This is a genomic window from Klebsiella sp. PL-2018 (assembly GCF_019048985.1).
Taxonomy (GTDB): domain Bacteria; phylum Pseudomonadota; class Gammaproteobacteria; order Enterobacterales; family Enterobacteriaceae; genus Klebsiella; species Klebsiella michiganensis.
The window spans coordinates 3,864,257-3,877,078 of the sequence record NZ_CP077673.1 but is presented as its reverse complement, the minus strand read 5'-3'; the positions used below and the strand labels follow the sequence as shown (position 1 = coordinate 3,877,078).

Below are 12,822 nucleotides of genomic sequence, written 5' to 3'. Positions count from 1 at the left end.
TATCATCACTGATAAATGCCAGTGATACATACAAACTGACAGGATCAAAAGGTTTATAACCATACGGGTGGATATGAAAATGGTGAGTTTGAAAGCAGTTATACCGGTAGCAGGATTAGGGATGCATATGTTGCCCGCCACCAAGGCCATTCCGAAAGAGATGTTGCCGATCGTCGACAAGCCAATGGTGCAATACATTGTTGATGAAATTGTAGCTGCGGGTATCAAGGAAATCGTGCTGGTGACGCATTCATCCAAGAATGCCGTAGAAAACCATTTCGACACCTCCTACGAACTGGAAGCATTGCTTGAACAGCGCGTAAAACGTCAGCTTCTGGCGGAAGTGCAGGCTATCTGTCCTCCTGGCGTAACGATCATGAACGTGCGTCAGGGCCAGCAGCTGGGCTTAGGTCACTCCATTCTTTGCGCGCGCCCGCTGATTGGCGATAACCCGTTTGTGGTGGTGCTCCCGGATATCATTCTGGACGACGCCAGCGCCGACCCTCTGCGCTATAACCTTGCCGCGATGGTGGCGCGGTTCAATGAAACGGGTCGTAGCCAGGTACTGGCCAAACGGATGGAAGGCGATCTCTCCGAGTATTCCGTTATCCAGACTAAGGACGCTCTGGAATCGGCGGGGCAGGTTGCCCGAATCGTTGAGTTCATCGAAAAACCTGATGAACCGCAAACCCTGGATTCCGACCTGATGGCGGTAGGGCGCTATGTGCTTTCTGCCGATGTCTGGGCTGAACTGGAGCGTACCGAACCGGGCGCCTGGGGACGTATTCAGTTAACCGATGCGATCGCTGAGCTGGCGAAAAAACAGTCGGTCGATGCGATGTTAATGACTGGCGACAGCTATGACTGCGGCAAAAAAATGGGCTATATGCAGGCTTTTGTCAGCTACGGGCTGCGTAACCATAAAGAAGGGGCAAAATTCCGCGAGAGTATTAAGAAGCTACTGGCGTAGTTTTCGCGTCAGTGGTTATTAGCGCGTGAGAGTGAACGGTCCGAATTATCTGATGACGAAAAGAGGATTCGAGGCCGTTCACAACGTCAGATTCACAATATCAGATACTGCGCGTAGAACTGGTTAATGTCCCTATAAATACAATGAGTTAGCTGATTTAATTGTTATAGTGTATCGCTTTTGAACGCAGCAAATGTTCGGAGACTTCTGGTAGTCGAATAAGACGTAGCATGATGAAATGGTCAGACAAGCAAAATTTACTCTTTGCTGATAATTACTTACTAAGATTTTTCTTAAGTAAGCGGCCCTTAGTCAAGGCGTAACATGAAAATAAAACTTGACTGAGATCATGTTTGCGCATTAAACAACGGTAGCGTGTGCATATTAATGTGAACTTAAGAATTGCATATGCCCACACAAATGTCGCGGGAAAGGCGTTGCGAACTGGAGAGATCGTCAAAGGATGAAAGATAAATGAACTGGCAGGTTGTCACTTTTTTTGGCGATAGCACCGTACTGTTACCCAGTGCGGCAGTATTGTTTATCGTGCTTTTTCTGCGAAAAGATTCAAAGCAGCTGGCCTGGCACTGGGCGCTGCTGTTTGGCATAACCGGCGCAATTGTCTGCGCATCAAAACTGGCATTTATGGGTTGGGGTATTGGGATTCGCGAGCTGGACTTCACTGGCTTTAGCGGGCACACCGCATTATCTTCAGCTTTCTGGCCAATCCTCTTATGGCTGCTGTGCGCGCGTGCTACACCAGCTCTTCGTTTTACTGCTGTCATAGTGGGTTATGCTCTGGCCGGACTGGTTGGCTACTCCCGACTGATGGTCCACGCACATTCAACTTCTGAAGTCATTGCCGGCTTACTGCTGGGAGCCGCAGGCAGCGCAATTTTTCTGCTGCAACAGTCACGCGTTCGCGCCACTCATACAGCGCGGTTATCCTTTGGCAGTCTGGCGAGCATGGTGATTATCCCGGCGCTTCTGCTGAATACGGGGGCGAAGGCGCCGACCCAATCTTTGCTGAACGAGATTGCGGTGAAGATTGGCCCACTGGAAAAACCTTTTACCCGAGCCGATCTGCATAAGCGATTTTACTGATTCAGACAAACGTGGAAAAGATGAAGGATTCAGAAAGAATCATGTCGTGTTCACATTGTATGCAATATGAAATTTATGATGAAAGTGTCAGTAGCGGCGATATTTCATATCCATGAAATAAATTTGTGATGGGTCATTCTGCGCAATAATTAGCGCAATGATAATCAGCCAGGATGTTTCCTAAATAAGTTTTCTGGCTAAATATCGAATTTATTAATGATAACAACAGCGTGGCATACTTCTTTTTACTATCAATTTTTGTAGTTGACTAACTATAATTAACTTGAAGCTAAGTCAACACACTTTTTGTGGTGAAAAAAGCAATAAAATCATAAAGTTGAGACTATTCAGTTGCTTTGTACTGGTTCCGTTTTTACGTGAAGAGCAGAAAACAATAGCGTTATCGGCAATTGGTTCGTGGCGCTGGCAACGTAACTGATAATGTGAGATTACGCTCCCAATTGAGGGTAGAATCTCGTAAACTTATGGCCGCGAAATTGTTTGCTTTGATGGATTAATCGCCGATTTATCGGAATCTACGATCGAATTTACAGGGAAAGAAGTACAGTGCATTGGTAGCTGTTAAGCCAAGGGCGGTAGCGTACCTGCGACCAGGCCTTTTCTCTATATCACATCTCATTTTATGCGACAGAAATTCCTAAAGTGGACTCGATGCAGGTGATTCTCTTCGCAACCTGTATATACTAGCGAGTTGTCATCAAATCAGGACGTATTCATCTTGAGGCGGGCTGATAAACTGCGGGTATGAGGTGCGATGGAATAGCCTTCAATAACAATTTCGCATACATTGTGTACTGCAGGTAGCCTGTGAGTAGAAAACGAGCTTTAGCAGGGCGTTCCGATCGGCATGCTTTCGTTTTCTCGGGCCAATATCTGTAGACCAAACATAGCAAAGGTTGGCGTCAGAGGGCGCTGCATCTATCAGTGTTCCCCTTGTCGCGCCAGCTTGCGAAAACGGGGCTTTAAATGGATCTTGTACAATGATAAAAATTGCGCGAATCGCACTCGCATTAGGGCTGCTTACTTCTGCCAGCTCACTTGCCTATGCCTCCGGGTTAGTGATGAATGACAACGAACTGCGCAACGATCTGGCGTGGCTCTCCGATCGTGGCGTTATTCATCTCAGCCTGTCGACCTGGCCGCTGAGCCAGGAAGAGATTAACCGGGCCCTTAAGAAGGCAAAACCCTCTTACTCTTCCGAACAGGTTGTTCTGGCGCGAATCAACCAGCGCCTCGACTCTTTAAAAGCGGATTTTCGGGTGAGCGGCTATACCTCAACGGATAAGCCCGGAACGCCGCAGGGCTTTGGTCAGAATCAGCCTGCGGATAGCTCTTTATCATTAGCCTTTAATAACAGCGGCGAATGGTGGGATGTGCACCTGCAGGGCAACGTTGAAGGTGACGAACGCATCAGCAACGGTTCACGTTTTAATGCTAACGGCGCCTATGGCGCGGTTAAGTTCTGGAACCAGTGGCTCTCATTTGGTCAGATGCCGCAGTGGTGGGGGCCGGGTTATGAAGGCAGCCTGATCCGCGGTGATGCGATGCGGCCAATGACCGGCGTTTTAATGCAGCGTGCTGAACAGGCCGCACCGGAAACCTGGTGGCTGCGCTGGATTGGCCCGTGGCAGTATCAGATTTCCGCCAGCCAGATGAATCAATATACCGCCGTACCGCATACCAAAATTATCGGCGGGCGTCTGACGTTTTCTCCTTTCCAGTCCCTTGAACTGGGCGCATCGCGCATTATGCAGTGGGGCGGGGAGGGGAGACCGGAGTCGTTTAGCAGCTTCTGGGATGGTTTTACGGGTAAAGATAATACAACTGCAAACGATCCCAATGAACCAGGCAACCAGCTCGCTGGTTTTGACTTTAAGTTGAGGCTAGAGCCTACGCTTGGCTGGCCGGTTAGCGTCTATGGGCAGATGATTGGTGAAGATGAGGCTGGCTATCTTCCATCGGCAAATATGTACCTTGGTGGAGTCGAGGGGCATCATGGTTGGGGCAAAGATGCCGTAAACTGGTATTTAGAAGCGCATGATACGCGTACAAATATGAATGGGACCAATTACAGCTATACCCACCATATTTATAAGGATGGTTACTATCAGCAGGGTTATCCGTTGGGTGACGCTATGGGCGGTGATGGTCAGTTGTATGCCGGCAAGGTTGAATTGGTGACAGAAGATAACCAGCGCTGGAGCGCACGTCTGGCCTATGCCAAGGTCAATCCAAAAAGCCAGTCGATTAATAAAGCCTTCCCACAATCGGATACACTGAAAGGAGTGCAGTTGGGCTGGAGCGGGGATGTGTATAAATCAGTGCGTTTAAATACTTCCCTCTGGTACACCGGTGCTGATAACAGTGATAGCGACGACGTTGGTGCCAGCGCAGGGATTGAAATACCATTTAATTTATAGCCTGGCTACAGCAACTTTAGGATGTCAGCAGGCTGGTATGTGGCCGCTGGTTTCAGCAGTCTGTGAAGAGCTAAAAAACGCGCGGTAGTTTGGGAATGAGATACTTTTAGTTTACTGATGATGTGACATTATGAAGAAAAAAATTGTTAGATTTTCGGCATTGGCATTAGCTATAGGGTTTTTATCGGGTTGTACAATCATCCCGGGCCAGGGGTTGAATAGCCTTCGTAAGAATGTGGTTGAGCTGCCTGATAGCGATTACGATCTGGATAAACTGGTTAATGTTTATCCCATGACGCCGGGTCTGATAGATCAACTTCGCCCTGAACCCGTCATTGCTCGTTCGAATCCTCAACTGGATAGTCTGTTAAAAAGCTATGAGTATCGCATTGGGGTTGGCGATGTACTTATGGTTACTGTATGGGATCATCCTGAGTTGACAACCCCTGCGGGTCAATATCGTAGCGCAAGTGACACTGGCAACTGGGTTAATTCTGATGGCACCATTTTCTACCCTTATATTGGTAAAGTACAGGTGGCGGGTAAAACCTTAAGCCAGGTGCGACAGGATATTACTGGCCGCTTGACCACCTATATTGAAAGCCCACAGGTGGATGTGAGCATCGCGGCATTTCGTTCTCAGAAAGCTTATGTCACCGGAGAAGTTTCCAAATCAGGTCAACAACCAATTACCAATATTCCTCTCACCGTAATGGATGCCGTCAACGCAGCAGGTGGGTTAGCTGCGGATGCAGACTGGCGAAACGTAGTGCTAACACATAACGGTAAGGATATTAAAATCTCACTGTATGCCTTAATGCAAAAGGGGGATTTAACCCAAAATCGCTTACTTTATCCTGGTGATATTCTTTTTGTCCCGCGTAATGACGATTTGAAAGTCTTTGTAATGGGCGAGGTGGGTAAACAGAGTACTCTCAAAATGGACCGAAGCGGTATGACCCTTGCTGAAGCGCTAGGAAATGCAGAAGGGATGTCGCAAGCATTCAGTGATGCGACTGGCGTTTTTGTCATCCGTCAGTTGAAGGGAGATAAACAAGGAAAAATTGCCAATATCTACCAACTTAATGCACAGGATGCGTCAGCGATGGTGTTGGGTACGGAATTCCAGCTACAGCCGTATGATATCGTTTATGTTACTGCTGCTCCACTTGTTCGATGGAATAGAGTGATTTCACAGCTCGTCCCAACGATCACAGGTGTTCATGATATGACTGAAACCGTTCGTTATATTAATACATGGTCGAATTAATGTTTGATTCAATTTTAGTGGTATGTACAGGTAATATCTGCCGTTCACCGATAGGTGAACGTTTTTTACGGCAAGCATTACCTAATAAAAAAATAGATTCAGCGGGTACTGGCGCTTTGGTAGGTCATAGTGCGGATGATAGCGCAATAAGGATTGCTGAAAGGCATGGTCTTTCATTGATAGGGCATAAAGGTCGCCAGTTTACTTCAGCATTAGGTCGGCAGTACGATCTTATTTTGGTGATGGAAAAATCACATATGGAGCAGATTGGACGGATGGCGCCCGAAGTCAGAGGAAAAACGATGTTGTTCGGTCAATGGCTAAATCAAAAGGAAATCCCCGATCCTTACCGAAAAAGCGATGAAGCGTTTGAATCGGTATATCAGTTAATTGAACTGGCTGGCATACGCTGGGTCGAAAAATTGGGCGCATAATTATCAGGAATCATTGCATGTCATCAATTAAAAACAGAGCCGCTGAGAAAGAGGCGGATGAAATCGACTTAGGGCGTCTGATCGGTGAGCTTATCGATCATCGAAAGCTTATTATTTCCGTTACCTCGTTATTTACACTTATTGCACTTTTATATGCTTTATTAGCTACTCCTTTTTATCAGGCTGATTCACTATTACAAGTAGAGCAGAAACAGGGAAATGCTCTACTTAATAGTTTGAGTCAGATGTTACCTGATAGCCAACCGCAGTCTGCGCCAGAAATAGCGTTATTACAATCGCGTATGATTTTGGGTAAAACTGTTGACGATCTCAACTTGCAGGCACGGGTAGAACAAGACTATTTTCCTTTGGTTGGGAAAGGGTGGGCGCGATTAACTGGCAAACAGCAGGGTAGTTTGACAGTTAGCAGGCTCTATTTACCCTCAGACAGCGAGTTGGATATTCCTGAGTTGAAGCTAATAGTAAAGGATAAGACCCATTACAGCGTGACTTTCAACGATGTACAAATGTCAGGAGAGGTTGGTGTCCTACTGGATAGCAACGGTATTGCTCTCAAAGTTGATAATATCAACGCAGAGCCAGGCTCAACATTCATTGTTTCTTATGTGAGTAAACTGAAGGCGATTACAGATTTGCAAGAGTCGCTAGCAGTAGCCGACCAAGGTAAAGATACAGGAATGTTAGGTCTATCATTAACCGGCCCGGATCCCTTATTGCTGGAGAAAATACTTAATAGCATCAGTAGTAATTACTTAGCACAAAACGTTGCCCGTCAGGCGGCGCAAGATGCTAAAAGCCTTGAGTTCCTTAACGAACAGTTACCTAAGGTAAGAAATGAATTAGATGTTGCTGAAGATAAATTAAACCAATATCGTCGACAGAAAGATTCAGTCGACCTTTCTTTAGAGGCTAAATCGGTCCTTGAACAGATAGTGAATGTCGATAATCAGTTAAATGAATTGACATTTCGAGAATCTGAAATTTCGCAGTTGTATACGAAGGAGCACCCAACTTACAAGGCATTGATGGAGAAGCGAAAGACTTTGCAGGACGAGAAGGCAAAGCTCAATCAACGCGTTTCAGGCATGCCTAAAACGCAGCAGGATATATTACAGTTAAGTCGTGATGTTGATTCAGGACAAGCTGTTTATATGCAACTTTTAAACCGTCAGCAGGAGTTAAATATAGCTAAATCCAGTGCTATTGGTAATGTTCGAATTATCGATAATGCTGTAGCTCAACCTAAACCAGTAAAACCGAAAAAGGTAATTATTTTATTGGTTGGTATTATTTTGGGGGGAGTGGTATCTATTGGACTGGTATTGTTACGAGTGTTCCTGCGGCGAGGAATTGAAAGCCCCGAACAATTAGAAGAGCTGGGTATAAGTGTTTATGCCAGCATCCCCGTTTCGGAAACATTTGCGAAAAAAAGTATTCAGACTTTTAGAGTGAAGAAAAAAACAGAGTATGAATACGAAAGCTTCTTGGCAGTGGAAAATCCAGCGGATTTGGCAATCGAGGCTATCCGTGGATTACGTACTAGTCTGCATTTTGCGATGATGGAGGCGCGAAACAATGTTCTGATGATTTCCGGAGCAAGCCCAAATGCCGGGAAAACATTTGTAAGTTCCAACCTTGCAGCGATAATATCTCAGACTGGACAGAGGGTCCTGTTCATTGATATGGATATGCGAAAAGGTTATACACATAAATTATTTAAGTTAAATAACGAGAATGGCGTTTCTGATATTCTTTCAGGAAAGGTCGAGATAAAAAAAGCAATAAAATCCGTTCCAATAGCGGGTTTTGATTACATATCTCGAGGAATAGTTCCACCCAATCCAGCTGAATTATTGATGCATCGCCGATTGGGTGAACTGATTACTTGGGCAAGTCAGAATTATGATATTGTCATCCTTGATACACCACCGATATTAGCTGTAACAGATGCTGCCATTATTGGACATTATGCAGGATCGACATTGCTGATTGCTAGATTTGAGCAGAATACAACTAAGGAAATTGAAGTTGGCTTCAAACGTTTTGAACAAAGTGGTGTCATGGTAAAAGGTTGTATCTTAAATGGCGTAGTAAAAAAAGCCAGTAGTTATTATGGTTATGGCTATAGCCACTATGGATATTCTTATACAGACGATAAATAAAAAATATAAGCCGGATTGTTTGTGATCTGGCTTGTTTTATTACTAATAAGCTTCTAACCTTTGCTTGAATTCTACTGCTTATAGAAGATTACATATATTGAGAGGGAATCATGACACTCCTCGGCAGGAATTTTTTAGTTAGTACGACGCTAGCCTTATCTGATTTTATCAGTTTCATTATCCCTATCTATTTAGCCATGGCCATGATACCAATTACAGCCAACCAGTATCAATATACAATTAATATTGCTCAAAGTGAAGGTTGGATTGCCTTGCATTGGTTATTAGCATTCTGCTGTGTAGGTTGGTACGCGATGCGGTTGCGTCATTACTTCTATCGGAAAACTTTCTGGTTTGAATTAAAAGAAATTCTAAGAACATTAGTGATATTTGCAGTTATTGAAATTGCCGTTATTGCATTTACAACATGGACATATTCCCGCTCCCTTTGGATGCTGACCTGGCTATTCGTTATGATCCTTGTTCCTGTTTCCCGTATGGTGGCTAAGCGTATTCTGAATACCCTTGGTTACTGGCAACGCGACACTTGGATTATCGGTAGTGGAGAAAATGCATATGAAGCTTATAAAGCGATAAGCAGCGAGCGGAACCTTGGCTTAAATATAGTGGGTTTTATTGCCAGTGAGGGAGGTAGAACTGCTGGTGAGAATGTTGATGGTATTAATGTGTCACCTAATGATATAGACTGGTTAGCAACGATTGATAAAAAAACACAATTTATTGTTGCTGTTGAATCAAATCAAAGCGAAATGCGTAATACTTGGTTACGTAATTTTATGATTAAAGGCTTTCGTTATGTCTCTGTCATTCCTACTTTACGAGGAATGCCGCTAGATAGTACCGATATGTCATTTATATTTAGTCATGAAGTTATGATCTTTCGTGTGCAACAAAATCTTGCTAAGTGGTCTTCACGGATATTAAAGCGAATATTTGATTTGGCAGGAGCTATCACAATTATCATTGCGTTGTCTCCTATATTACTTTATATCAGTATAAAAGTTAAAAAAGATGGTGGTCCAGCCATCTATGGTCATGAACGGATCGGTAAAGATGGAAAGCCATTTAAATGTTTAAAGTTCCGATCAATGGTTATTAATTCAAAAGAAGTTCTTGAAAATTTACTAGCCAACGATGCTGCAGCAAAACAAGAATGGGATGCTACATTTAAACTTAAAAATGATCCTAGAATTACAAAAATAGGTGGCTTCTTGCGACGCACCAGTCTTGATGAGTTGCCCCAGTTATTTAATGTATTAAAAGGTGAAATGAGTTTAGTCGGGCCAAGACCAATTATTACCGCAGAACTTGAACGATATAATGAAGAGGTAGATTATTACTTGTTGAGTAAACCGGGAATGACCGGTCTTTGGCAGGTAAGTGGCCGAAGTGATGTTGATTATGAAACCCGAGTTTATTTGGATGCCTGGTATGTGAAAAATTGGTCAATGTGGAATGATATTGCTATTCTCTTTAAAACTACAAGTGTAGTTCTAAAGAAAGATGGAGCTTATTAAATTTTTGTGATTTAGATGAGAAATAAAATGAAAGTATTTCATGTCAGCGAAGTAAACAAAGGTGGTGTTATTACAGTAATTAACGAGTTGGTTAATTCTCAAGTTGAAGATAATACTATCGATGAAGTGATTTGTTTACTGCCTGCAAATGATTATGAAATGGAACAGGACCATGCTTCAAATAATAAAAAAGTAGTATTATTTCATTATAGGAAGTCAGGTCGAAACATTAACTCCTTTGTTGAGTTAGGCAAAGAATTCATAAGAGTGTTAAAAGAATTTAAGCCGGATGTTGTTCATCTTCATAGTTCATTTGCTGGGCTTGTATGTAGGGTAATTATGAGTATATATCCTTATCGATGCAAAATTGTTTATTGCCCTCATGCATTTTCATTTCTTATGCAAACAAATAAGATTAAAAAGAATGTTTATATTTTAATTGAGCGTTTGTTACAGGTAATGACAGATAAAATAGTATGCGTCAGTCAGTATGAAAAACAACAAGCTGTATTATATGGTATGAATGAATCAAAGCTAGAAGTAATTTATAACGGGGTAAGTGATAAAAATCCCAACAAAGAATTTCATGTAAGGAAGGATGGGGTATTAGAAGTTTTGTTTGTCGGCCGTTTTGATTATCAAAAAGGGTTTGATATATTGATTAAAGCTATTGAGAAAATAAGAGAAAAAAACTCTAATGTTTTATTCAGGATTATCGGTGATTTCATTGGGGAAAAATCTAATGGCGAATTACCACAAATAGATGGTGTCGAATTCTTGGGTTGGAAAAGTAATGATGAAATTGGTGAATTCTATAAGTCAAGTGATATATTAATTATGCCATCAAGATGGGAAGGGTTTGCAATGGTGCCAATTGAGGCTTTTATGTATGGAGTGCCAGTAATTGCAAGCAAAAACACTTCTTTTCCAGAAATAATAGATGATAATATAAATGGGTTCTTATTTGATACGGAAAACTATATATCTTTAGCTGAAATAATACTTTCTCTTCAATCCAAAGATATAACTGCTTTGAAAAATAACGCCAGAATTAAATTCGAAAAAAACTATAACGCAAGCATAATGGCAAAGAAAACAAGATTTATTTATATCTAAATCAATATCAAGGAACTATTATGATTAATGAGATGGTATCTATCATAATTCCAAGCTATGGTCGTCCAGATTTTCTGATAAGAGCAGTAGAAAGTACATTGAACCAAGATTATAAAAATATTGAGATTATAGTAATAAATGATAACGCAGCGGATAGTGTATATTTCGATGAAACAAATATAGCACTTAAAAAGTTTTCAAGTGATGCTAGAGTTAAAGTATTAGCTACAGGGGTAAACGTCGGCGGCAGTGTGGCTAGGAATCAGGGAATAACATATAGCTCTGGTGAGTATGTGACTTTTCTGGATGATGATGATTTCTATTTTAAAAATAAAGTATCGCGACAAATTGAGCATCTTAATTCAGAAAAATTAGATGTCTCAGTATGTGATATGTTTGTTGATGATGTTATAAAGCAAAAAAAAGGATATGGTATTGCTAGAGTTGGTATGTTAGGGGATTTTATTATTAACGGCAGTGCTTTTACTCCAATGTTTTTTTTTAAACGGAATGTTTTAGATAGAGTAGGTCTGTTTACTGACTCTCCGAGGTTCCAAGATCATATATTGATGTTGAAAGTACTGCGAAGTGGATTTCGAGTTGGTGTCTTACATGAAGAATTATTTCAACATACATTCCACAATGGTACCGGAATTACTTCTGAAAAAAACTTTAAGAAAGGCTACGCTATTCGATGTATTGAAGAAAATAAATGTCTAAATTATCTAAATTCTAAGCAAAGGCGAAAATATTTTTTATCAGTTTATTTGACTAATGCTCGCTTACATAGAAATGATGGAAATAATAAAGCTGCAATTAAATATATTATACATGCTCTTACAATGGTAAGAGATATCCATGATTTTTCAAAAGTAGCGAAGAGAGTAGCTAGTATTTTTTTGCTAAAAACTTCTCGAAGTTGATAATATTTTATCTCCTATTAATTTTATTATTATTGCGCGAGAGGCGAAATGGAAAAAGTTTGCGTATTAATTCCTTCATATAATTCTGAGTATGATGATCTAAAGAAAACAATCTTGAGTATTCCTAAATATATACATACAATTATTGTTGATGATGGAAGCTATATACCTGTTACAAATAAAATCAAGGATTATTGCGATGGGTTTGATAATATTAAAGTTTTAAGATTAGAGAAAAATGTTGGAATTGAGGAAGCCTTAAATTATGGTGTGAACTCAATTATAGATGACTACGAATATATTGCTCGCCTTGATGTTGGTGATGTATCTGGACCAGAACGTTTTATCTCTCAAGTTGAAATCATGGATAAACACACTGACTTGGTACTTATTGGAACTTGGGCTGAGTTTGTCAATAAAAATGGCGAAGTTTTATTTATAAGAAAAGTTCCTATTGAAGATAATACTATAAGAAAACAAATGTATTTAAATAATATGTTTATTCATCCCTCAGTGATAATGAGATCATCAGCGTTGAAGGTTGTTGGTGGGTATCGCAAGAAATATATTGCATGTGAGGACTATGATCTGTTCTTTAGATTGATGAAGGTGGGAAAAGTGGCCAATATTGGGCGGCCTTTATTAGTTTATGAGGTTGATGAAAAAAGTATATCCTCACAGAAAAGAAAAATTCAAGTATACAATAGATTGAAAATAATACTGGATAATTTTACATTTTGTAAACATGGGCTGTTCCCATATTATGGAGTTATCAGGAGTGTGTTGTTGCTACTTGTCAACAGGAATATTACCATGACTATTAGAAAATTTATCGGTAAATAA

General features: G+C 41.3%; 10 protein-coding genes. All 10 read left to right on the top strand.

Annotated features, from left to right (window positions below; genetic code table 11):
- The first annotated feature begins 73 nt into the window (after nucleotides 1–73).
- Nucleotides 74–970 carry a UTP--glucose-1-phosphate uridylyltransferase GalF gene (gene galF, locus MKleb_RS18125; protein WP_016946203.1) on the top strand — a complete coding sequence of 299 codons (897 nt, stop codon included), beginning with the start codon at nucleotides 74–76 and terminating at the stop codon, nucleotides 968–970.
- 474 nt (nucleotides 971–1,444) lie between these two features.
- On the top strand, nucleotides 1,445–2,074 hold the full coding sequence (locus tag MKleb_RS18120; RefSeq protein ID WP_025107763.1) for a phosphatase PAP2 family protein: 630 nt from the start codon (nucleotides 1,445–1,447) through the stop codon (nucleotides 2,072–2,074).
- A gap of 1,001 nt (nucleotides 2,075–3,075) precedes the next feature.
- Nucleotides 3,076–4,515: a capsule assembly Wzi family protein gene (locus MKleb_RS18115; protein WP_025107762.1), complete on the top strand. Its 1,440-nt coding sequence runs from the start codon at nucleotides 3,076–3,078 to the stop codon at nucleotides 4,513–4,515.
- Between the two features lie 130 nt (nucleotides 4,516–4,645).
- Nucleotides 4,646–5,785 carry a polysaccharide export protein gene (locus tag MKleb_RS18110; protein ID WP_025107761.1) on the top strand — a complete coding sequence of 380 codons (1,140 nt, stop codon included), beginning with the start codon at nucleotides 4,646–4,648 and terminating at the stop codon, nucleotides 5,783–5,785.
- The gene (locus tag MKleb_RS18105) at nucleotides 5,785–6,219 is read left to right on the top strand and encodes an arsenate reductase/protein-tyrosine-phosphatase family protein (protein WP_025107760.1); all 435 of its coding nucleotides are present in this window, start codon (nucleotides 5,785–5,787) and stop codon (nucleotides 6,217–6,219) included. The genes MKleb_RS18110 and MKleb_RS18105 overlap by 1 nt, the downstream gene beginning before the upstream one ends.
- 17 nt (nucleotides 6,220–6,236) lie before the next feature.
- On the top strand, nucleotides 6,237–8,402 hold the full coding sequence (locus MKleb_RS18100; RefSeq protein ID WP_025107759.1) for a polysaccharide biosynthesis tyrosine autokinase: 2,166 nt from the start codon (nucleotides 6,237–6,239) through the stop codon (nucleotides 8,400–8,402).
- A 110-nt stretch (nucleotides 8,403–8,512) separates the two neighbouring features.
- A complete protein-coding gene (gene wbaP, locus MKleb_RS18095) occupies nucleotides 8,513–9,940 on the top strand; it encodes an undecaprenyl-phosphate galactose phosphotransferase WbaP (RefSeq protein WP_217076046.1) in 1,428 nt (475 codons plus the stop codon).
- A 27-nt stretch (nucleotides 9,941–9,967) separates the two neighbouring features.
- The gene (locus tag MKleb_RS18090; RefSeq protein WP_025107757.1) at nucleotides 9,968–11,056 is read left to right on the top strand and encodes a glycosyltransferase; all 1,089 of its coding nucleotides are present in this window, start codon (nucleotides 9,968–9,970) and stop codon (nucleotides 11,054–11,056) included.
- Nucleotides 11,057–11,076: 20 nt separating this feature from the next.
- Entirely contained in the window at nucleotides 11,077–11,979 is a 903-nt protein-coding gene (locus MKleb_RS18085; protein WP_051586039.1) for a glycosyltransferase family 2 protein, read from the top strand.
- Nucleotides 11,980–12,027: 48 nt separating this feature from the next.
- Complete coding sequence (locus tag MKleb_RS18080; protein ID WP_025107755.1) at nucleotides 12,028–12,822, top strand: glycosyltransferase; 795 nt, start codon at nucleotides 12,028–12,030, stop codon at nucleotides 12,820–12,822.

What these genes read in the sequence shown, in the direction of transcription:
- galF (WP_016946203.1), top strand. Translation starts at nt 74, where the DNA reads ATGAAAATGGTGAGTTTGAAAGCAGTTATACCGGTAGCAGGATTAGGG.
- MKleb_RS18120 (WP_025107763.1), top strand. Translation starts at nt 1,445, where the DNA reads ATGAACTGGCAGGTTGTCACTTTTTTTGGCGATAGCACCGTACTGTTA.
- MKleb_RS18115 (WP_025107762.1), top strand. Translation starts at nt 3,076, where the DNA reads ATGATAAAAATTGCGCGAATCGCACTCGCATTAGGGCTGCTTACTTCT.
- MKleb_RS18110 (WP_025107761.1), top strand. Translation starts at nt 4,646, where the DNA reads ATGAAGAAAAAAATTGTTAGATTTTCGGCATTGGCATTAGCTATAGGG.
- MKleb_RS18105 (WP_025107760.1), top strand. Translation starts at nt 5,785, where the DNA reads ATGTTTGATTCAATTTTAGTGGTATGTACAGGTAATATCTGCCGTTCA.
- MKleb_RS18100 (WP_025107759.1), top strand. Translation starts at nt 6,237, where the DNA reads ATGTCATCAATTAAAAACAGAGCCGCTGAGAAAGAGGCGGATGAAATC.
- wbaP (WP_217076046.1), top strand. Translation starts at nt 8,513, where the DNA reads ATGACACTCCTCGGCAGGAATTTTTTAGTTAGTACGACGCTAGCCTTA.
- MKleb_RS18090 (WP_025107757.1), top strand. Translation starts at nt 9,968, where the DNA reads ATGAAAGTATTTCATGTCAGCGAAGTAAACAAAGGTGGTGTTATTACA.
- MKleb_RS18085 (WP_051586039.1), top strand. Translation starts at nt 11,077, where the DNA reads ATGATTAATGAGATGGTATCTATCATAATTCCAAGCTATGGTCGTCCA.
- MKleb_RS18080 (WP_025107755.1), top strand. Translation starts at nt 12,028, where the DNA reads ATGGAAAAAGTTTGCGTATTAATTCCTTCATATAATTCTGAGTATGAT.